Below are 22,185 nucleotides of genomic sequence, written 5' to 3'. Positions count from 1 at the left end.
AACTTATACTATCTACCAACGTTTCATATTTTTTTCAAATTTTGTCGTATATGCTTCTTTTAGTTCGTCAGCATCTATTCCATAGCAAAGAAGAACATCATTGTAATACATAAGAACATCTGCCATTTCTTCTACTAAATGTTTACGAAGTTCTTTGTCTTTAAGAGATTTTTCATCTCCATTCTTTTTTATTATATCTATAACTTCTCCAATTTCACCAATCATCCATAGTAGTTTATTCTTGCCAACTTCTGGACAGATTTTTTCCCATTTATCCTTATACTTATCTTGTAATATTCTTTGCATTTCAAGCATTTCATTTATATTAAAATCACTCATTCTACACCAACTTTCTAATTATTTTTTAAAAAACGAACTAGGAATAAGATTAAAAATAAATATTATAAGAACATAAATCAATATTCTTCTATAATCCGTTGATGCTACTTCAAAAAAAGCTTCCCAACTAGTATTAGTAAAGTAACTATCATATTTTATAACATCGTAAATAAATTTAGTTAAGCATAATATCGCTATTAAATAACTTATAAGTTTATAAAATATGAAACTCCTATTTTGAATTTCCATAATACGACCAATTATCGTGAAAATGACTCCTCCAATTGCTATTATTAATAACATAAAGCCTCCTATAAAATATATTATTTAAACTTTTTAAATCAATAACTTTTTAGCATTTTATTTCCTATATATTTTACATTATATATACTTTTATTTCAACATAAATTTTTACATAAAAAAACAGCCGATTTCTCGGCTGTATTATAAACTATTTAATTATATTCTTATTAAATTCAATTTCAGAATTTTTAAAAAATTTTATCTTTCTAATTCTTTTTTCAACCTTTTTAGTTTAATTAAACAATGAACAAAAGCAAATAAGTATATCAAAAATAAAATTAGCAAAAATACTCCAGAATATATATCTACAGTTCTATGAGTATCATTAGTAAGTCTTAAACCATTTACACCTATAGCGATAAAGAAAAAAGTTAATGAAGGAAACATTCTAGTTTTAAAAATATGATTAATCATATTTAGTTTAGATTCAGAATCAGAAAAAATCTCTTTTTCAGCTTCTGAATCATCATTAATATTTATTTTTCTAAAGTAATTCCAACCAAAACAGGAACCTATATATTCCCAACCATAGTCCTTATACATTTGTACATAATCTTCTGTTACTTTTTCATTTTTAAAATCTAATCTATAATTTGAGTCTTCTTTCTTACATTCTTCAAAAATGAAGAAACAAGGAAATCTAGACTTAACTAACTTCCAGCCATTTCTATGATTTTCCTCTAGCCATTTTTCTATTTCAACATAATCGCCAATTGTAAAAAATCTTATTTTAGTTTTTCTTCTAGCCATAATATTCATCTCCAATGCTATTTTTATACAATCTTTTTATTCTATCTAATTCTAAATTTAATATGTCTCTACCTATTTCAGTTATTAAATAAATTTTTCTTTTATCTTCTTCTCTAACGAAAGTGATCAGTCCGTCTTTTTCCATTTTTGACAAAGTTCCATACATTGTTCCCGGACTTATATTTATTTCATTTTGAGTCATTTTTTTGACTTCCTGCCCTATACCATATCCATGATTAGGAACTTGTAAACTAAACAGAATATAAAAGGCAGTTTCTGACATAGGCGCATATATTTTCTTTAATTTTAAATCCATATTTGACTCCTTATATCAAATTATTATGTATCGTATCTCGATGTATCTATAATATATCACACCTCGATATATCTGTCAACATTTTTTTAATTTTTTCTTAAATTATCCCACAAAAAAACAGCCGATTTCTCGGCTGTATTATAAACTATTTTATTGATGCTTCAAATATACTTTGAATTGAGCTGTCTAACATTTTGTCAAATTCTTCCTGAGTTTGATTTACATTAAGTCCTTCTGATAAAGCTCTTGAGAAACTTGCGATAACTCCATGGTTTTTAGCAAGAAGTTCATTTGATTCTTCTCTTGAATATCCACCTGAAAGAGCAACAACTCTAATAACTCTCTTATGGTCAACTAATTCTTTGTAGAAATTAGGAACAGTTGGTAATGTAAGTTTTAACATCACTTCTTGTCCTTCTTCTAATTTATCAAGTTCTTTTAAAATTTCTCTTTTTAAAATTTCTTCGCATTTTTCTTTTTCATCTGAATTTATATCAACTTCAGGTTCAACTATTGGAACAAGTCCACCTGCGATAATTTGTTTTGCAAAGTCAAATTGTTGAGCTACAACTTCTTTGATAGCTTCTTCATTTGCTTTTTTAATTACTGAACGCATTTTTGTTCCAAAAACTCCATATTCAACGCCTTTTTTTACTATTTCAGCTAAATTTGGAATTTCTTTCATAAGTTGAACACCATCTTTTTCTTCTGCTAAGCCTTTGTCAACTTTTAAAAATGAAACTATTCCTTTTTCATTCCATAAATAGTCCGGAGTGAATTTACCGTTAACTTTTCTTTCCATTGTCATTTCAAAAAGAATTGCTCCTAATATACGTTCTTTATTAAACGCCTTTGAAGTAACAATTCTTGAACGCATTTCGTGAATTAAATCGAACATTTCAGCTTCATTTGAATAAGCATCTTCGTTTATACCATATAATCTAAGCGCTTTTGGTGTACTTCCACCACTTTGATCTAAAGCTGCTATAAAACCTTCATCGTTTTTGATTCTGTTAAATTTTTGTAAATCCATATTTTCGCTCCTTAAAAATTATTAAGTAAATTTTACTCTAAGTATATTTTAACATATTTTTAGTTATAAATCTATTTATATTTGATTTTATGAATAAGTATAATTAAAACTAAAACAAATGAAATGCTGTTTGCAAAAATCAGTGGAAAATCTTTTATCATTAATCCATGAACTAACCAAAGAAAAATTCCTGTTGTTTGCATAATACACATTATCAAAGAAAGAGATTGTGTATTTTTATCTTTTATTATCTTTATTACTTGCGGTGCTAACGCAAAAGTTGTTAGGCAAGCTGCAATTATTCCTATCATATATCCTCCTAATCTTCATTTAATGATTTTATCACAATTTGACCATAAAATACAACTTGACAAAAGATTTTATTTATTATAGTATAGACTAAATAGCTAATTAGGAGGTAAATATGGAATTTAAGACACTTTTTCCTGAATTTGAATCATTCGATAAAGGACATTTAAAGGTTGATGATATTCACGAAGTTTATTATGAACAATCCGGAAATCCTAACGGAGCACCTGTTGTATTTGTTCACGGCGGACCTGGATGTGGATGTGGCGACAAATCTAAAAGATTTTTAGATCCATCTTTTTATAGAATTATAACAATTGACCAAAGAGGTTGTGGTAAAAGTAAACCATTTTTGGAATTAAAAGATAATAATACACAAAATCTTGCAAAGGATATGGAAAAGATAAGAGAACATTTAAAGATTGATAAATGGTTAGTTTATGGTGGTTCTTGGGGAACTACACTTTCCTTATACTATGCAGAAAACTATCCACAAAGCGTTGTAGGTTTAATTTTAAGAGGAATTTTCTTAGGAAGAGATGAAGATGTTAAGTGGTTATATCAAGGTGGAGCAGGAATGTTCTTCCCTGAAGCTTTTGAAATCTTTAAATCTCCTTTTAACGAAGAAGAAAGAAAAGATTATATTAAAAGTTACTATAAATACTTAACTTCAGACAATTACGAAACAAAGAAAAAATACGGAAAATCTTTTAGTGCATTTGAAAATTCAGTTGTTGCTCTTGAACCAAGAGTTATTTCAGAAGAAATCACTGATGAAGATATTTCAATGGCGATTATGGAATGCCATTACTTTGTAAATAATTGTTTCTTTGAAGAAAATTACATTTTAAATAATGTTGATAAGATTAAGGATATTCCTACAATAATTGTTCATGGCAGATATGATGTAGATTGCAGACCTGTTGGAGCTTATTTATTACACGAAAAACTAAATAATTCAAAATTGATTTTCCCTATTTCAGGTCACACTTCTTTCGATCCTGCAATGACTCACGAGCTTATTTTAGCACAAGAGGAATTTAAGAAACTTTTTTAGATTCTTCTAAATAAAGGAGGTTACTATGGAAACAAAAAAATTACCAAAAATAGTTTTTACTCTATCTTTGATTTCATTTTGTATCATAGTATTATCATTTATTGTAATTAATTTTACAAATTGGGTAGATAATTTGAGTTCGATATATTTTTATATATTATATATAACAACTTTTATTTTGCTTGGGCTCTCAATGTATTTTACAAGAAATTTAAGTAAAATTTATTCTATAATAAGTGTAATTCTTTTCTTAATTACATTTAATATTAAAAGTATTATGATTTTCATATTGATTTTATTAAATTTAAATTAAAATAATTTAGTAAAAATATTATCACAATAACAGAGTTATATTTTATAATGTATTTTATATTGGTTTCTGGAGGTTTAATATGAAAAAAGAAAATTTATCAATAATACTATTTTTAATTGGTGCTATAGTGGAATCAGTTTTACTCCTATATGTAAAATCCTTTGAAACAGGACAAGGAATTCATCTGCCAGATTATATTTTGTATTTAGGATTCTTTTTCCCACAGATAGTTGGAGCAGAAGGTGCTTACTTTTCAAGATATTCAAAAAAAGTAGGATTGTGGTTACTTTTAAATCTAGGTTTAATCATTTCAACTTTATACTTTTTTAAAGCATTTCTTGAAGTAGTTGACTAGGAGAAAATATGCTAAAAAACGATTATATAATGAGAAAAATTGAAGAATGGATAAGTATGATTTTAGAATTTGTCTTTAAAATCGACAAAAATTCTTCACCAGAAAAACTGTTGAAACTAGAAGCAAGTAAGGAAATTTTAAAAGATTTAAAATCAAAAATTGATGCTGGTAATATAAATGAAGCAGAAGATGCTTTATTTAACCTAATAAAATTCAAAACTCAAGATAGTTTATTAATAGGACTTTTATTTTATTCACATCTAAATGAAAAGAGTTCAAAATTCTTAAACGAACATGATTTTGATAGAGAAGAGATAAAAACAGGCATAAAAGACTTGCTTAACGAATGCAATATGAATAGTTTATCAGACTTAATTTAAAAAAGCTGACTTTTTAGTCAGCTTTTAGTATTAAATTGAGTATTAAACTAGAAATTAATAGACTTTTATGTTAATATTATTATATTAACCAAAAAGGAGAGTTATATGTTTAATCCAATTAAATATGAAGGAAACTTAGGAGAACAATACTCCTATTTAATAAAAGATCTTTACGAATTATGTAATAACGAAGAAAATACAATAGCAAATTTATCAAATGCGTCTGCCCTATTAAATTTCTTTTTAGAAAAAATTAATTGGGTAGGATTTTATATACTAGATGAAAAGACAGATACTCTTGTTCTAGGACCTTTTCAAGGACTTCCAGCCTGTGTTAGAATTCAAAATGGAAAAGGTGTTTGTGGAACAAGCGCAAGTCTTAAAAAGACTTTAAATATCGAAAATGTTCACAATTTTGAAGGTCATATCGCCTGTGATAGCAAGAGTAATTCAGAAATTGTAATTCCAATATTTAAAGACAATAAATTATTTGGTGTGTTGGACATTGACTCACCAATTTTTAACAGATTTTCAAATGAAGAACAAATATTCTTAGAAGCATTTGTTAAACAGCTAGAAAAACATATTTAAGGAGGCACTATGAAAAGACTATTTAAATTTTTTCTATTCGTAGGTTTTTGCTTAATAATCCTTATTCAATCGTTAATTTTCGCTTCACAAAAAAATGATATGGATACTTATGAAAATTATGTTCTAGTTCTTGGAGCAAAGGCAAATAATGGAAATCTTTCAAAAACTTTAATAAATAGACTAGATACAACAATCGAATACTTAAACAAACACAAAACAGCAAAGGCTGTTCTTTGTGGAGGAAAAGAAAATAACAACGAGTTTTCTCAAGCTGAATATATGCAAAAATACTTAATTGAAAAGGGAATTGATAAAGATAGATTAATCCTTGAAACAAAAAGTAAAAACACTTTTGAAAACATAAAGTTTGCATTAGAAAAACTAGATAAAAAACCTTCAGAAATTATGGTAATTTCATCAAGTTATCATTTATTTAGAGCAAAACTTATACTTTATAGATTTGGAGTTTTAGCAAAAACTGTTCCTGCAAAAACACCAACAGGAGCTTTTGTTTCATCATATTTCAGAGAAACTTTTGCAGTTATAAAAACATATCTCAAAGATAAACCAACAACAATGGATATAATAAACTTACACCAAAAAAACAAATAATTGCGATTAAAATATTATATTACCAATGATTTAAACAAAAAAATTAAAAAAAAGTGTTGACAAATCAAAATAAAAGGTATATAATATGTAGGTAATCGTAACGGGGTGTAGCGCAGTTTGGTAGCGCACGTGGTTTGGGACCATGGGGCCGGGAGTTCGAATCTTCTCACCCCGACCAATTCCTATGAGTTTTGCTCATAGGAATTTTTTTATGAATTTTTTTCTTTTTGTTTCAAATGCAACAGATTTTCATTCTAAATTAGATTATAATATTATTACAATAAAAAATAATTAAAAAAATCAAATATAAAGGAGAATTAAAAATGAAATTAGAAAGAAGCACAAAAATTGGTGAATTAGTAGAAAATTATCCTGAAGTTAAAAACTTCCTAAAGACTTTAAATCCAGAATATTCAAATCTTGATAACGAAGAACTTTTCGCTATGATGAAAGATATTGCAACTCTTGAAATGGTTGCTATTAAAGGTGGATTTGAATACGACGAATTAAAAGAAAAAATAGAAAACTTTATTAATGCTTAAATGCATCCATACTAAGACAAAAAAAGCAGGGTTTACCCTGTTTTTTTATTTATATATTTTATTAATTGAAATATTTCACGTCAAAATACTTTGCAAAGAGATGCCCCCAACACGTCATCTCGACCGTAGTGGAGAGATCTCAACTATTATTTGTTTACAAATAATAGTAAGTCCTTTAAAGGACTTATATAATAAAAAAGCAGGTTTTACCCTGCTTTTTACTTATTTATTATTTTTCTGTAAATTTATACATTGCTATTGAACTTGCTATTGGCAAATTAAAGCTGTCTATGTCTTCACTTTGTTCTATGAATACCGGAATTGTACCTTTTAAGTCAAAGTTTTCAAGTCCATGTGATTCATTTCCAAACATTAATGTAAAAGGCTTTTTGATTTCTACATTTTTTAGAGATACTGAGTCTTTATTTAAAATGAAAGAATAGATATTATTTTCTTCAAATGAGTTTTTGTATTCTTCAAAAGTCTTAAAGATTTCTACATTCATCTTAAAGATCGCTCCCATTGATGCTCTAATAGTTTTTGGATCAAAAACATCGCAACCATCTATTATTGCAATATTTTTAAAACCAAATCCTAAAGCAGTTCTTAAAATTGTACCTAAATTTCCCTTATCTCTCGGCTCACATAATAATATGTGATTGTCTTTTTCTATTTTTACGAAATTCTTTTCAAAAACTCCTATTACAAATGTATTTTCTTTGCTTTGAAGTTTATTTACAATTTTATCATTGTAGATTAAATTAATTCCTTTTTTATTACAAATTTTTTCAAGCTTTTCTTTATCATCATATTTTGAATGTACTAAAACTGCAATAGTTTTGTACTTCTTTGACTCCAAAAGCTCGATTGTAGGGAAAGCTCCCATTGTGTATGAAAAATTCAAATCTTTTTTATATTTACAAAATTCCATAATTTACCTTAAATTAATTTTTAAATTATCTTCTCTTTTTATCACGTTTAGGTTTTTCACCCTTTTCGCCTTTTTTATCCTTCTTAAATTTCTTATCTTTTGGTTTTGCAGAAAATTTTGAAGAATCTTCTTTTTTATTTGCAAGTTCAACCAAAACCTTAAAGCCCTTAATATGAGCATTATTTAAGTTATTTACTGCATCTTTAAGTGCATTTTTATGAATGTTTACAAAACTGAACTTTTCGAAAATTTCAATATCTCCAATATCTCTTGAGCTAATGTTTGCATCATTACAAAGTGCTGAGACTATATGTCTTTGAGAAACTCCCTTTCTTGAACCTATATTGATATAAATTCTTCCAGAGTTCTTTTCAGTAACATTAGACTTTCCACCTTTGTTTGAAATTGAAGTCTTATCATTTCCTTTTTTCTTATTATTTTTCTTAATATCGACATCCATAAGCTCTTCATGATTGTTAAGCTTATTATTTTCGTTATAATGTTTTAAAAGACAAGCTGCAATATCTATTGGAGAATAATCTTCACTCATTAAAATATTTATAAGATTTAACTCTTTTGTATGCTCATTCTTATTGATTTCTTCCTTTATTTCTTCTATAAATCTTTCTTCATGTCTTTTTATTAAGTCTTTAAGAGTTGGCATATCTCTTTTTTCTATTTTTGTCTTTGTATATTTTTGGATTTGTGATAAAGTATTCATTTCTCTTGGAGAAACAAAACTTATAGCAGTTCCTTCTCTACCAGCTCTTGCAGTTCTACCTATTCTGTGAACATAATATTCAACATCTTGAGGCATATCATAATTTATAACTAAATCTACGTCATCAACATCAATACCACGAGCAGCAACATCTGTTGCAACTAAGATATCAATTGTTGAATTTCTAAACTTATTCATTACTCCATCTCTTTGGATTTGTTTTAAGTCTCCATGAAGTCCATCTGCAAAATATCCACGAGATTGAAGTCCTGCTGTTAGTTCATCAACCATTTTTTTAGTATTACAGAAAACAACTGTAAGTTTTGGATTTTGAACATCTAGGATACGAGATAAAATTTCAAGTTTCATATTGTGTTTAAGTGCAAAATAGTATTGAGTTACCTTTGGAACTGTTAATTCCTTTGGCACAACTTTAATAAGTCTTGGCTCACTTTGGTATCTTGCAGCAAAATCCATCATTTCTTGATCCATTGTAGCTGAGAAGAAAGTTGTTTGTCTTTCGTAAGGTAAAAATCCTATAATTTTTTCAATATCTTCTCTAAAGCCCATGTCAAACATTTCATCAGCTTCATCTAGTACAAAAGTTCTAATATTTTCTGTTTTTAAAGTTTTTCTCTTGATATGGTCTATAACACGTCCTGGAGTTCCAACAACAACTTGTACTCCCATTTTCAAAGAACGAATTTGTCTTTCTATTGGTTGTCCACCATAAATTGGAATAACTGAAACTCCCTTATATTTCGCAAGTTTTGAAATTTCTTCTGCAACTTGGATTGACAATTCTCTTGTTGGACAAAGAACCATAGCTTGAGTTGTCTTATTATTTCTATCTACTTTTTCTACTATTGGAATACCAAAAGACGCAGTCTTTCCTGTTCCTGTTTGTGCTTGACCGATAATGTCTTCATCATTTAACATAGTCGGTATTGCTTGTTTTTGTATTGGAGAAGGTTCTTCAAATCCCATTTCAACGATGGCTTTTAAAACTTCCTTCGACAAATTAAAATCACTAAAATTTTCTATCATATTTTTTCCTTTCTTTCTTTCGTGAACCTTAACGTTAGTTCCGAAAGAAAAAGACAAAAACAAACTACACATTAAACATCACGACATATTAAGAGCATAAAATTAGGAGTATAATTACTCCTTGATTGCTCAAGTGTATATTATACCATAAAAAGCTATCTATTTTCAAGTTAAATCCACAATTTATTCGACTTATCCACAAAAATTGTGGATAAATAGAGAATAATTTAGAAATTAAAACTACAAACAAAAAAAGCTATGAACTATTCATAGCTTTTTTTGCATTTATTTATTTATTTTTACGGAGGATTTATAAAAAAATCTCTACTAGTATGCTATTTAATCTTCGTCATTACCGTTATTATCGTTATTTATATCATTACGATTGTTTCTGTTACGGTTATAACTGTTAGTCTTTTTTTCAACATTCTTTAAGTTAAATTCTGTGAAAGTAACTTCTAATGTTGTGGATTTTCCATCTCTATAAACTTCAATCTTTACTTTGTCTCCTATTTTGTAATTCAATAGAGCTGTTTTTAAAGTTGAGTTTGATGTGACCTTTGAGTCGCCAACTTTTGTAATAATATCTTTTGATTTTAATCCAGCTTTGTCAGCAGGTGAACCGGATAACACTTCATGAACATAAACTCCAGAATCAACTGGTAGCTTTTCTTGTCCTAAAACATTATATTTTGTAACATCTATTCCTTGAACTCCTAAAACAACACTTTCAAACTTACCATTTTGAATAATTTGTTCTAAAATAGGTTTTGCAAGGTTTATAGGTATTGAAAATCCGATTCCATCACTGTTACCAGCTTTTGCCGTATTTATTCCAATAAGTTGACCTTGATCATTGAATAATCCACCACCACTATTTCCTGGATTTATTGCGGCATCTGTTTGGAATAAACCTTCCATTGTAGAACCGTCTTGTAATGTAATTACTCTATCTTTTCCTGAAATATATCCAGATGTTAAAGTTGATTTTAAATTTATACCAAGCGGATTACCGATTGCTATTGCTTTATCACCAATTGAAACTTGTGAACTATCTCCAAATTCAACAGCTTTTAAATCAAGTCCTTTCGGATCTATTTTAATAACTGCTAAGTCTAAAGTCTTATCACTCCATAATACCTTAGCTTCTTTTTTTGTACCGTCACTTAAAATTACTGTTACGGATGTTGTTTTTGAAGGGTCAACAACGTGATTATTCGTTAAAATATAACCCTCTGAACTCACAATTACCCCTGAGCCTAGTCCACTGGTTTGTTTTTGATTAGAAAACATATCTTCAGAAACTCCAACAGTTGTAATTCCAACTACGGAACTCATTGCTTTTTCTGCAACTGCTTTTTCTACTGTTGTACTTCCGGAATTATTTACAGTGGTTGAATTTGCATTCTTATCAGTCGGAGACTGATTAAGAGTTGACTTTTCAGTTTTGTTACTATTTAGGTATAAACCTGTTCCACCAATACTTATTGAACTAGCTAGAATAATAGCTAATACATATTTTGCAAGTGATTTTAATCTACCTTGCTTTTGTCTTTTTTCAAATTCTTTTTGAACAAGTCTATCAACATAAGATTCAAAATTCTTATTATTTGTTTCCGTGTTTCCTAAATAGTCTTCATCAACTATATCATTTATTTCTTCTTCAGTAAAAAGTTTTTGTGTTTCGTTTATTTCGTTTTGAAAATTTTCATTTTCATAAAAATTATCTCTTTTATCATTCATATTATCACCTCATTTTTAATAATTATAATTATCTTGGTTATATTTTAAAATATTAACCTTAAAGTAAACTTAAAGAAAAAACTTTTTTTTAAAAAATTTTTTAAATTTTTAAAATATCTACTTTTTGTTGAAATTTAGTGATTTATGAATAATTTTCAAATACATTATCCCTTTTACTGACTATATTATATAATCTGAAACTTAAATGAACTTAAAAAAAGAGGAGAAAATTTCTCCTCTTTAAAAATTTTGATAATATTATGAAAAGTTATTGCTCTATTAGATAATTCCCATGTCTTTTCCAGCTAATTCGAATGCTTTTACAGCTTTATCTAATTCTTCTTTAGTATGTGCTGCTGAAATCATACAACGAATTCTTCCTGTTCCTCTTGGTACAGTTGGGAATACTATAGCTGAACCAAATACTCCGTATTCTCTTAATTTCTTAGAAAATTCCATAGTCTTTGCTTCTTCTCCGATAATTACAGGAGTAATTGGAGTTTCTGAATGACCAGTGTTAAATCCTAATTTTCCTAATTGTTCTTTAAAGTATTTTGCATTATCCCAAAGTTTCTTTTGTAATTCATCAGTTTCAATTAAAGTTTCAACAGATGCGATACAAGCTGCAGTATCTCCAGGAGATAATGTTGTACTAAATAGAACTGGTCTTGCTCTGTGGTTTAACCATTCGTAAGCAACTTCGTTACAAGCAACATATCCACCTTTAACTCCGATAGCTTTTGAAAGAGTTCCGATTACAAAGTCAACTTTATCATGTAATCCAAAGTGATCTACTGTTCCTCTACCATGGCTTCCCATAACTCCTGAACCATGAGCGTCATCAACATAAGTTAATGCATTATATTTTTCAGCTAATTCTACGATTTCAGGTAATTTTGCAAGGTCTCCATCCATTGAGAAAACACCATCAGTAATGATTAAGATTGTTTTATATTTTCCTTGAGCTTCCTTTAAAACTCTTTCAAGGTCTTCCATATCACTGTGTTTGAAAACTGCTTTATCAGCTTTAGTCATTCTAATACCGTCGATAATTGAAGCGTGGTTTAATTCGTCAGAAATGATTAAGTCGCCTTTTTCAGTAATTGCTTGGATAGTTCCTATATTACAATCATAACCTGATTGGAAAATGAATGCTCTTGGAGATTTTTTGAAAGTAGCTAATTTCTTTTCTAATTCTTCATGTAAATCCATATTTCCTATAATAGTTCTTACTGCTCCAGCACCAACTCCATATTTTTCAATAGCTTCTTGAGCTTTTTTCTTTAAAACAGGATTATTAGCAAGTCCTAAGTAGTTGTTTGCTGATAAGTTTACCATTTCTTTTCCATCAAGAATAATAGTTGATGAATTTCTTCCGTTTAATACAGGTAATGTACGATAAACTCCATCTTCTTTTAACTTATTAACTTTTTCTTTTAAAAATTCTAAATCATGAATGCTCATATCTTTATCTCCTATCTATAACTATTTCAATTTTTTCTTTAAATTTTCTAACATATCTACTGTCATCTTATCTAAATCAAAGCTTGGTTTCCATCCCCATTGTTCTCTTGCAGCAGAGTCATCTAATGAGTTTGGCCAACTTTCAGCTATAGCTTGTCTAATTGGATCTACGTCATAGCTTAATTTAAATTCAGGAATATATTTTTTAATACTTTCTTCTAAAATTTCTGGTGTTAAACTCATTGCAGTAATATTGAAAGCATTTCTATCTTTAAGTTTAGAAGGATCAGCTTCCATTAAATCTACAACAGCTTTAAGTGCATCAGGCATATAAAGCATATCCATTTGAGTTCCTTGTCCTATATAAGAAGTGTAAGCTTTATTTTTAATTGCTTCATAATAAATATGAACTGCATAGTCAGTAGTTCCTGCTCCTGGTAATGTCTTATAAGAAATAATTCCTGGATAACGAACTCCTCTTACATCTACGCCAAATTTATTATAATAGTAATCACATAAAAGTTCTCCTGAAACTTTTGTTACTCCATACATTGTGTTAGGTCTTTGAATAGTAACTTGCGGTGTATTGTCAAGTGGAGTTCCAACTCCAAACGCTGCTATTGATGAAGGTACAAATACTTGCGCATTTAATTCTCTTGCAACTTCTAATGTATTAACAACTCCGTCAACATTAACCTTCCAAGTTAATTGTGGCATACTTTCTCCTCTAGCAGAAAGTATAGCTGCTAAGTTTACTATTGTATCAGCTTTAAATTCTTTAGCTAATTCAAACATTCTCTTTGGATCAGTAACATCTAATGTTTCAAAACGAATATCTTCGATAGCCGCTTTGTTTGCATCTGAACAGTCAGTAGCTAATATATTTTCTCTTCCGTATATATCTCCTAAATAAAGAGCCAATTCAGTACCAATCTGTCCAAGTGCTCCTGTCATTAAAATCCTTTTCATATTCATTCTCCTTTCAAAATAATTGGGTAAAGTTTTTACTATCCAACTGTATTATACATCAATTTTTTAAACTTGACAACACCTAATATAGAAAAATTTAATATTTTCAAAGCTTTTAGTGGAATTAATAATTCAAATACTATTATAATATTAAAGTAGAAATAGTAATAACTTTTTTACTGCTAAAAAACTTTTATTTGGATATATGTACTATTTGACATCTAAAATATCGTTGTCCTGTAAGTTTTTAAATAAGAGCTCTTTTGAAATGATATAGTAAGTACAATTTTCTAATTTTATATATTTTTTATTACAAAGATATTTTTATATAAATATTAAGACTTCTATTTTAAAAAAACAGCAAAATTTTTTGCTGTTTTTCTAAATGTTATTTATTTTTCTTTTTCAAGAATTTCTGAAATCTTTTCAAATGTTCTTCCATTTCTAATCGTAATTCTCTTATAAAAATCTTGCTTAATTAGTTTTTTATGATAAGTAGATTTTAAATATTCAGACTCGTCATACTTTCCCCAAAATATTGCATTTTTCCCAATATAAACTATTTCATTATAGAATTCAGAGTTGTTTATAAAATCTATAATAGCTGTTTTGTCAATATTATTATTTACAAAAAGGACATCTTTTCTTGCAAAATCTTCTTTCCACCAATCAGGTAAGCCCGCTTTTTCTTCTAAATAATCTTCTCTACTAATCAAAGTAAAAGGGATGTGAAAGTCATAATTTCTTTCTAATAAAGATTTTATCTTAAAGATACAGTCCTCATAAGATTCATCAGTACTAAAAAATAAATTTCCACTGTTGATATAAGAATCAACATCTTCAAAACACTCGCTTGTCAATGACTTTTTTAAATCACTCATTGACACTTTGTTCTTTCCTCCTACATTTATTCCACGTAATAAAAGTATATATCTCATATTGTTTAGTTTTCCTTTTTTCAAAATGATTATGTTTTTTACTAAATTTACTATTCCGTTCTTAATGCTTCGACTGGATTTTGCTTTGCAGCACTCTTAGCAGGAATAAATCCACCAAGTAAAGTTAAAATCATACTGATTAAGATTAAGACTATTGCTTGTGGAATTGATAGATAAGCCGTTATATTTGGCATTTCAGAAACTTTTCTTATTATAATATTTATCGGTATCAATAATATATATGTTATTCCGATTCCAAGAAGTCCTGCAAATAACCCGATTATTCCAGTTTCTGCATTAAATACTTGAGATATATTTCTCTTTGAAGCTCCTATCGACCTTAATATACCAATTTCTTTCTTTCTTTCGAGTACACTGATATAGGTTATAACACCAATCATTATTGAAGAAACTATCAAAGAAATGGATACAAACGCGATTAATACATAACTTATTACATTTATTATTGTAGTTACAGAAGATAGTATTGTTCCAACTAAATCTGTATAAGTTATAATTTTATCTTCCTCGGAATTCTTCTTTCTCATTTCATTATAATCGTCAAGTAATTTTATTATAGACTGTTTTGCTTCAAAATTTTTAGGATATATGCTAATCTTACTTATATCATTATCCTCTACAAATCCAAATAATTTCATATTGTTTTCGTATGAACTCTCATTACTATTAGTCATTGCGCTAATTAAAGATTTTATTTCATCTTCATTTAAGTTCATAGAAAAAGCGCTACTAAATTTGCTTGGATCAATTGATATTGCATTTTTTAAGTTTTTCATAGATCCTGTTAGCATATCCTTAATACCATTTGCAACAGCTGAGGAAATATTTTTCATTAAACCATCTACAAAATTTTGTGAGGTGCCAGAATTATTAGAAGATAAACTGCTATTTAATAAGTCTTTTACTCCTGATGAAATCATACTTTTTGCTTCTGTCGTTGATAAATACGAATTAAACGATTCTTTAATTTTAGATGGATCGGGCTTATTATTATCTTTTGCATATTTTATATAACCATTTGATAAAGCATTTGATAATTCAGTTAAATCTTTACTATCTGGTTTAAAATTCTCCCCTAATGATTTTATTAATTTTGTAGTTTCAGCAGAAACTTTTGACTTAGCTTCTGATGATTGAAAATATGCAAGTAAATACTCATTAAATTTATTAGGATCATTGTAATTATTTCTTCTTGCAAAATCAGGATATCCAGACATAATTGATTTCATTATATCCGTTATTTTCTCACTTGTAATTAAATTCCCATTACTCTTAGCAATTATCTTTGAAAAAAACTCAGATAAAATATTTTTTACAGATTCTGTTTTCATATACTCGTAAATCGAATTTGATAACTGAGAATAATTAGTTGTTGGATCTTTAGAAGAAAAATTAAAATATCCTTTTAAAACATCTCCTATCAAGCTAATCATTTTATCCGAATCAAGTTTTATATCTAAATTTTTCATGTATTCACTATCTGCAACACTGCTTAAATATTTTGAAAAATCAACATTTTCCATTGAATTTGCATTAAAATTCATCTTTGAGTTATCTATTTTAAAAGCATCAAATATTTTTTTCTGGTCTATTGAAAATAGCTTTGAAAAATCTAAATTTTGCTTAATTTTTTCTCCAAAAGGAGTATTTGTTAAAATATTTGTTTCAGGCTTTTCTTTTTGAGCCTTAACAACCTCACTTTCTTTTGAGATATTTCTTAAACTCGTTTCTAAATCATCAGTATACCAAATACCAGTTGTTAAAATTAGAGAGCTTTCATCGCTATTAGGTGTAGCTATCCCAACAATTTTTAAATTCTTTGCTTTGTTTTTCAAAAGATTTTCAACAAATTCACTATCTGTTGAATTTTCAATATATACATTATTTTTAGAATCGTATGAATACAGTTGTGAATTACTTAAAACTTTAAGTTCTCTACCAACAATATCTTCATATTTCCAAGATTTATTTTCAACTTCTATATCGCCTTTTTCTCTATTCACTAATGCTTTTACCATTTTTGAAAGCTCTTCATTGTCTCTAAGTCCCAAAGAATAAAAAATAAAATCTGATAGAGAACCCTTTGAATTTGTAATTACTATTGCTTCATTTTCGTTTTGTGGCCAATTTCCATATTTTAAAGTATATTTATCCTTATATAAATCTTCATTCTTCGGTAATTTATAAAAAGTCTTTACCGAACTTCTTGAAAACGCAAAACCACCAGATGGAACACGAATATTATTTAATGACTCATTTGGATTAACTTTGACATATTTATCTTTGTTTAAAGTGTAGATTATAGGTGTTATATCATATTTATATTCAATAGTTTTTGAATAATCATAAACAGCCTTTCCGTCATTTTCAAAATATTCTTTTAAAGAAGCTAAGTCGTTTTTATTAATTGCTGATAGCATCTTTTGAATAGTTTGCACTTCGGAAATATCTCCATCAGTCCTTTCGTCTCCCGTATTTTCAAATGCTTTTCCAATGGAAAAACTACTGCTATCAATTTCTATTGGATAAGAAATCATAGTTTTCTCTTCTGTATCCTTAATAAATTGACTAACCCCATTAGAAAGTCCTAAAATCAAAGCTATCCCTATTATTCCAATTGAACCTGCGATTGCAACCATAAGAGTTCTTTTAAATTTGGTTTTTAAATTATTAAAACTTAAAGCAATGCTTGTAAGATATGACATTGAGGATTTTCCAAAATTTTTATGAATTCCATTATTATCATCCTCTAAAAGAAATGGATTACTATCCGAAATAATTTTTCCATCTTTTAACTCAACAATTCTAGTTGAATATTCATTCGCAAGTTTTGGATTGTGAGTAACCATTATTACAAGTCTATCCTTAGCTACTTCTTTAAGTAATTCCATAACTTGAATACTTGTCTCTGAATCAAGAGCTCCTGTTGGTTCATCAGCAAGTACAATGCTCGGATTATTTACAAGCGCTCTAGCAATTGCTACTCTTTGCATCTGCCCACCGGATAATTGATTAGGTTTTTTATGTATCTGATACTTTAATCCCACCTTATCCAAAACATCAATTGCTCTTTTTTCTCTTTCAGCTTTGGATATTCCAGAAATAGTTAAAGCCAATTCTACATTGGCTAAAATAGTCTGATGAGAAATTAAATTATAACTTTGAAATACAAAACCAATTGTATGATTTCTGTAGCTATCCCAATCTTCGTCTTTATATTTTTTAGTGGATATTCCATCAATTAAAAGATCACCTTGTTCATATTTATCCAATCCACCTACAATATTTAATAGAGTAGATTTCCCACTACCACTGGGTCCAAGGATTGATACAAATTCATTATCCCTAAAATTAAGGGAGACGTCATCTAATGCTTTTTGAATTAAATCACCAGTTTTATAACTTTTACTAATATTTTTAAGTTGTAACATCCTTGCCCTCCTTTTAATATATATTTTTTAACATAAAGGTATTATACCCCTTTATTAAAAAATCTAAATTAGTAAATTAAAGAAAAAAATATTATTTCTACTTTATAAAATTAAAGTTGAAAAAAATTTTTATCAATGTTATAATTAATATAATTTAATAAAATTAAATTATATTAATTTCATCATATTTACAATTCAAATAAATCAAAAAGAGAATATGATATAATATTTATAATTTAATGAAATTAAATTGTAAATATTTCATCGTGTTTACATTAAGAATTAATTAAAAATAAAATACTACATAATTATATCGAAATTAGCTTAAATGAATTTTAAAATTATAGATAAAATAATATATAAAGAGGTGATTTTATGAAAATATTAATCATTGGTAAAGGTGGCCGTGAACATGCAATGTTAGAGGCCTGTAAAAAAAGTAAGTTAGTTGATAAAATCTACGTTTTACCCGGAAATTGTATGATGAAAGGTGCAACAAGAGTAGATATTGATATGTATGATATTGAGCAAATTACAGACTTTGCATTAAAAGAAAAGATTGATTTAACATTAGTTGGACCAGCTGATGTTTTGGCTCTTGGAATAAAAGATGAATTCAATAAACATGATTTACGTCTTTTTGGACCTACAAAATCTGCAACAAGAATTGAATCAAGTAGATATTTTACTAAACAACTTATGGAAAAATTAAAAATTCCTACAACAGAATATGTTGTATTTACTGATAGAGAACTAGCATTAAAATTTGTTTCTGGTGTTGAAAAATTTCCAGTAACAATAAAAATAGACTCAATTCCAAAGAATATGGGAATCTTTATTGCAAGAAGCAATAAAATGGCAATAGATATCGTAAATGAAATTTTTGACGAAAATGAAAATTCAAAAATTTTGGTTGAAGAATATATTATAGGAAAAGAGTTTTCTATTTTTGCGCTTGTAAAAAATAGTAAAGTTTATCCATTACAAATAGTTAAAGACTATAAGAGAACTTCAGATACTGATGAAGCTGAACATACTGGTGGTATGGGAGCTTGTAGCCCTGTTGCAAAAATTACAGATATTGAAATTGAACAAGTTGTTGAAAAAATATTAAAACCAATGGCTAAATCAATGTATGAAGACGGATATGGTTTTGAAGGATTTTTATATGGAGAAATAATAGTAACAAAAGACGGAATCAAAGTTCTAAGTTTTAATGCAAGACTTGGAGATCCTGAAGCTGAAGTTCTATTACCACGTTTAGAATCCGACTTCGTTCAAAATATTCTTGATGTAATGGAAGATAGAGAACCTGAAATCAAATGGAATGATGATGTTTGTATTGGTGTAGTTCTTGCATCTAACGGATATCCTTCAAAAGAAAAATTCCAAGATAAAATAAATCTTGTTCCGGTTAAAAGTGAAGTTTACTTTATGGGTGTTGAAGAAAAGAATAATGAAATATATGCTAAAGGCGGAAGAAATCTAATCGTAACAGCAATGGCTGAAGATTTTGAAAAAGCAAGGGAGCTTGCCTATGCAGATGTTGAAAAACTAAGAAGTGATTCTTTCTTCTACAGAGAAGATGTTGGTAAATTTTAGAAAATTTAAGTAAATTTAAAAGCATACTTAATAAAAATAAGTATGCTTTTTTTATTTCTTTCAGAAATACTATTGCTTACCAGCAATAGTTGAGATCTTCACAGTCGATTGTACTCAAATCAAAGATTTGAACAATCTTTGCGTCAGACCTACTTTTGTTTACAAGTAAACAAAGTTAGGGCTAGATTGACTTCGTTACACTTCGCTCAAGATGACGTGTTAGGAGCTTTTCTTTACAACTAACTTTGACGTGAACTATTTTGGTTTATAAAATAATATATAATTAAAAAAGAGAGCTTATGCTCTCTTTTTTTATTTTATTTATCTATTATTTTTCTTTTTAGAAATTACTAAAAGTCCACTGCTAATTGCAGCTAATGCCATATAAGCTACCGCATTAGTTCCTACTGAAGTTTTTGGCAATTTTGGTTTTGAAGGCTTTTCTTTATTTGTAATTACAAACCCGTCTTTTGCATTTCCTTCTATTATTGTATCATATCCAGGAACTTGTACTTCTTTTACTGTGTATACAATTTCTTTGTTGTTTTCATCAACTTTTGGTAAGTTATTGAAAGTATGTTTCCATGAATTTGCATCATTTAACTTAACACTTTCTACTTCATTTCCGTTTGCTAAAAGTTTTACTTCAATTTCTTTTAGAGCTTTTCCAACCCATTTCTTTTCAACTGAAACATTTACTTTTTCAGATTCAATCTTTTTATTTGTAATAGTAAAATCATTTTTAGCATTTTCTGTTACTTCTGAAGTATATCCGTTGATTTGTTCTTCTTCAACAGTATATTTTACTTCAGTTTTTCCGTCATTTTCAAACTTATTTAAGTTTGTAAATTTATGTTCCCAATTATTTGCATCATTTAGAGTAACTTCGTCAACTTTTACACCATTAGCTAATAACTTAACAACAACATTTGAAGCCTTTTCTCCAACCCAAGTTTTATTAACTTTAACTTCAGTTTTTTCTCTCTTATTAGTAATAGTCTTTATAACTGCTACATCATCTTTAACTTCAACTTCAAGAGCTTCATCATTCTTTATCCAACCTTCTGGAGCTTCTATTTCTTTAATTTCATATTTTCCATGAACTAATTTGCTTGAAACAACTTCTCCATTTTCGTTTGTAACTAATTCAAAAGATTGATTGTTTTCTTTATTAGTAATTTTGAATTTTGCGCCTTTTAATAATAATTGATTATCTTCTTCATCAACTTTAAAAATTTTGATTTTTCCAAGTAAATCTCCATCTATAGTTGCACTTGAAATTGCATGTCCATATTTAACAACTGATTGATAAGTTTCAGTTTGTGATGTCATCTTTACTTTATTTTTTAGTACAATGCCTGATTTATAAGTTGATTGATATCTTAGCATATATTGTTCTGCATTATCTATATCACCAAGTACAAGTTTAAACTTAGTACCATTTTCAGATAATTCAATTCTATCTCCAACATTCTCCTCTGAAATATACCTTTTAACGTCTCCAAATTCGTCAATTTCTGCTTTTTGAAGTTTAAAACTTTCTTTAATGTAATGCAGTCCATCAAAATTACCATCAGTAATTGTTAGTTGATCTTCAATTACAACATTTTTAAAGTTCTTTTTATTAACATTAAAACGTACATTCCAATCTACTACATCACTTTTTCCGTTTAATAAACTTGGCCATTTGCCTAAAACTTCATCAAGTGGTTTAGGATTGTCAATATGAATAGTTTTTTCAACTGATTTTCCGTTCATTTCAATTTTAAACTTATTATCTTGTCCAATTTGTATTTTATCTTGGAAAAATACTGATTCTAGGGAAACTGTCCCTTTAACATTGTAGAGATTTTCAACTTTTTCGTTTAAAACGATCCTTAAAGTTCCACCGCCTATATTTTTAATATTAAGTGTTCCTTTTCCAAAAACAGTTGTTCCGTCTAAACCGTAAACATTAAAATTAACTGCTGAAGAATCTTTTAAAAATCTAAAATTCTCTGGCAGTTCAACTTCAAAGTAATCGCCTTTGTTCAATGTACTTTGATTTTTTGCATCCCATTCTATTTTAAGTGTAAATTTTTCCCAACGTGGTGCTCTATTAAATTCTTGTCCATTACCAGTTGTAACTGTAAAATCTGTAATAGTTACATTTGGTGAAATATTTCTTCCGCCTTCAGCTGAAACTTTGAAGGAAGGAAAAACAACGCTCAACACCATAAGGGCACTCAAAATAAAACAATAAATCCTCTTTTTCATTGTGCTCCTCCTAATAGAATATTCTTATCAATGTTTTAACTTAAAAACACTAATAATATATTAATAAGTAGTTATTAGAAGCCTCCTAAACTAATAACTATTTAAAAAATAAATAAATAAAAAACAACTATTAATTGTTAACATAATCATACCACTTTTAGA

General features: G+C 28.0%; 21 protein-coding genes and 1 tRNA gene. 9 read left to right on the top strand and 13 right to left on the bottom strand.

Features of this window, described 5'->3' with window-relative positions; translation table 11 throughout:
* Positions 1 to 12: 12 nt before the first annotated feature.
* The 5 genes from LW893_RS04185 to LW893_RS04165 form a co-directional block, all read right to left on the bottom strand.
* Positions 13 to 339: a MazG nucleotide pyrophosphohydrolase domain-containing protein gene (locus LW893_RS04185; protein WP_233055970.1), complete on the bottom strand. Its 327-nt coding sequence runs from the start codon at positions 337 to 339 to the stop codon at positions 13 to 15.
* 501 nt (positions 340 to 840) lie between these two features.
* Positions 841 to 1,392: a DUF2812 domain-containing protein gene (locus LW893_RS04180; RefSeq protein WP_233055969.1), complete on the bottom strand. Its 552-nt coding sequence runs from the start codon at positions 1,390 to 1,392 to the stop codon at positions 841 to 843.
* Positions 1,385 to 1,708 (bottom strand): PadR family transcriptional regulator, encoded by a 324-nt coding sequence (locus LW893_RS04175; RefSeq protein WP_233055968.1) that lies wholly within the window; start codon positions 1,706 to 1,708, stop codon positions 1,385 to 1,387. The genes LW893_RS04180 and LW893_RS04175 overlap by 8 nt, the downstream gene beginning before the upstream one ends.
* Before the next feature lie 145 nt (positions 1,709 to 1,853).
* Positions 1,854 to 2,741, bottom strand: a complete 888-nt coding sequence (locus LW893_RS04170) for a fructose bisphosphate aldolase (RefSeq protein WP_233055967.1) — start codon at positions 2,739 to 2,741, stop codon at positions 1,854 to 1,856.
* Positions 2,742 to 2,812: 71 nt separating this feature from the next.
* Positions 2,813 to 3,052 (bottom strand): SemiSWEET transporter, encoded by a 240-nt coding sequence (locus LW893_RS04165; protein ID WP_233055966.1) that lies wholly within the window; start codon positions 3,050 to 3,052, stop codon positions 2,813 to 2,815.
* Positions 3,053 to 3,165: 113 nt separating this feature from the next.
* Between LW893_RS04165 and pip the strand changes: the two genes are divergently transcribed.
* The 8 genes from pip to LW893_RS04125 all read left to right on the top strand — a co-directional run bounded on the left by pip (position 3,166) and on the right by LW893_RS04125 (position 6,900).
* Positions 3,166 to 4,107, top strand: coding sequence for a prolyl aminopeptidase (gene pip / locus LW893_RS04160; RefSeq protein ID WP_233055965.1), 942 nt, complete (start codon positions 3,166 to 3,168; stop codon positions 4,105 to 4,107).
* Between the two features lie 25 nt (positions 4,108 to 4,132).
* Positions 4,133 to 4,420 (top strand): hypothetical protein, encoded by a 288-nt coding sequence (locus LW893_RS04155; RefSeq protein WP_233055964.1) that lies wholly within the window; start codon positions 4,133 to 4,135, stop codon positions 4,418 to 4,420.
* 79 nt (positions 4,421 to 4,499) lie between these two features.
* Entirely contained in the window at positions 4,500 to 4,775 is a 276-nt protein-coding gene (locus LW893_RS04150) for a hypothetical protein (protein WP_233055963.1), read from the top strand.
* An 8-nt stretch (positions 4,776 to 4,783) separates the two neighbouring features.
* Positions 4,784 to 5,155 carry a DUF6483 family protein gene (locus LW893_RS04145; RefSeq protein ID WP_233055962.1) on the top strand — a complete coding sequence of 124 codons (372 nt, stop codon included), beginning with the start codon at positions 4,784 to 4,786 and terminating at the stop codon, positions 5,153 to 5,155.
* A 105-nt stretch (positions 5,156 to 5,260) separates the two neighbouring features.
* Positions 5,261 to 5,746 carry a GAF domain-containing protein gene (locus tag LW893_RS04140; protein WP_233055961.1) on the top strand — a complete coding sequence of 162 codons (486 nt, stop codon included), beginning with the start codon at positions 5,261 to 5,263 and terminating at the stop codon, positions 5,744 to 5,746.
* A gap of 9 nt (positions 5,747 to 5,755) precedes the next feature.
* A complete protein-coding gene (locus tag LW893_RS04135; RefSeq protein ID WP_233055960.1) occupies positions 5,756 to 6,358 on the top strand; it encodes a YdcF family protein in 603 nt (200 codons plus the stop codon).
* 101 nt (positions 6,359 to 6,459) lie between these two features.
* Positions 6,460 to 6,536 (top strand) — tRNA-Pro (locus tag LW893_RS04130).
* A 145-nt stretch (positions 6,537 to 6,681) separates the two neighbouring features.
* Positions 6,682 to 6,900, top strand: coding sequence for a DUF1858 domain-containing protein (locus LW893_RS04125; RefSeq protein ID WP_233055959.1), 219 nt, complete (start codon positions 6,682 to 6,684; stop codon positions 6,898 to 6,900).
* Between the two features lie 229 nt (positions 6,901 to 7,129).
* On the opposite strand, the gene LW893_RS04120 is transcribed toward LW893_RS04125, so the two are convergent.
* The 7 genes from LW893_RS04120 to LW893_RS04090 form a co-directional block, all read right to left on the bottom strand.
* Positions 7,130 to 7,831 carry a TrmH family RNA methyltransferase gene (locus tag LW893_RS04120; RefSeq protein WP_233055958.1) on the bottom strand — a complete coding sequence of 234 codons (702 nt, stop codon included), beginning with the start codon at positions 7,829 to 7,831 and terminating at the stop codon, positions 7,130 to 7,132.
* Positions 7,832 to 7,856: 25 nt separating this feature from the next.
* Positions 7,857 to 9,599: a DEAD/DEAH box helicase gene (locus tag LW893_RS04115; protein ID WP_233055957.1), complete on the bottom strand. Its 1,743-nt coding sequence runs from the start codon at positions 9,597 to 9,599 to the stop codon at positions 7,857 to 7,859.
* Between the two features lie 339 nt (positions 9,600 to 9,938).
* The gene (locus tag LW893_RS04110) at positions 9,939 to 11,342 is read right to left on the bottom strand and encodes a S1C family serine protease (RefSeq protein WP_233055956.1); all 1,404 of its coding nucleotides are present in this window, start codon (positions 11,340 to 11,342) and stop codon (positions 9,939 to 9,941) included.
* Between the two features lie 279 nt (positions 11,343 to 11,621).
* Positions 11,622 to 12,806, bottom strand: a complete 1,185-nt coding sequence (locus tag LW893_RS04105) for a glycine C-acetyltransferase (protein ID WP_233055955.1) — start codon at positions 12,804 to 12,806, stop codon at positions 11,622 to 11,624.
* A gap of 21 nt (positions 12,807 to 12,827) precedes the next feature.
* Positions 12,828 to 13,775 carry an NAD-dependent epimerase/dehydratase family protein gene (locus LW893_RS04100; RefSeq protein WP_233055954.1) on the bottom strand — a complete coding sequence of 316 codons (948 nt, stop codon included), beginning with the start codon at positions 13,773 to 13,775 and terminating at the stop codon, positions 12,828 to 12,830.
* 392 nt (positions 13,776 to 14,167) lie between these two features.
* The gene (locus LW893_RS04095) at positions 14,168 to 14,713 is read right to left on the bottom strand and encodes a DUF1697 domain-containing protein (RefSeq protein ID WP_269836900.1); all 546 of its coding nucleotides are present in this window, start codon (positions 14,711 to 14,713) and stop codon (positions 14,168 to 14,170) included.
* Positions 14,714 to 14,763: 50 nt separating this feature from the next.
* Entirely contained in the window at positions 14,764 to 18,165 is a 3,402-nt protein-coding gene (locus tag LW893_RS04090; protein WP_233055953.1) for an ABC transporter ATP-binding protein/permease, read from the bottom strand.
* Positions 18,166 to 18,540: 375 nt separating this feature from the next.
* On the opposite strand from LW893_RS04090, the gene purD reads away from it, so the two are divergent.
* Positions 18,541 to 19,767: a phosphoribosylamine--glycine ligase gene (purD, locus tag LW893_RS04085; RefSeq protein ID WP_233055952.1), complete on the top strand. Its 1,227-nt coding sequence runs from the start codon at positions 18,541 to 18,543 to the stop codon at positions 19,765 to 19,767.
* A 321-nt stretch (positions 19,768 to 20,088) separates the two neighbouring features.
* Here purD and LW893_RS04080 read toward each other — a convergent pair whose 3' ends face one another.
* Complete coding sequence (locus LW893_RS04080; RefSeq protein ID WP_233055951.1) at positions 20,089 to 22,023, bottom strand: Cna B-type domain-containing protein; 1,935 nt, start codon at positions 22,021 to 22,023, stop codon at positions 20,089 to 20,091.
* Positions 22,024 to 22,185 lie beyond the last annotated feature (162 nt).

Origin of the sequence: Parvimonas micra (assembly GCF_021300775.1) — a bacterium.
Taxonomy (GTDB): Bacteria; Bacillota; Clostridia; order Tissierellales; family Peptoniphilaceae; genus Parvimonas.
This window is presented reverse-complemented; position numbering and strand designations above follow the sequence as displayed.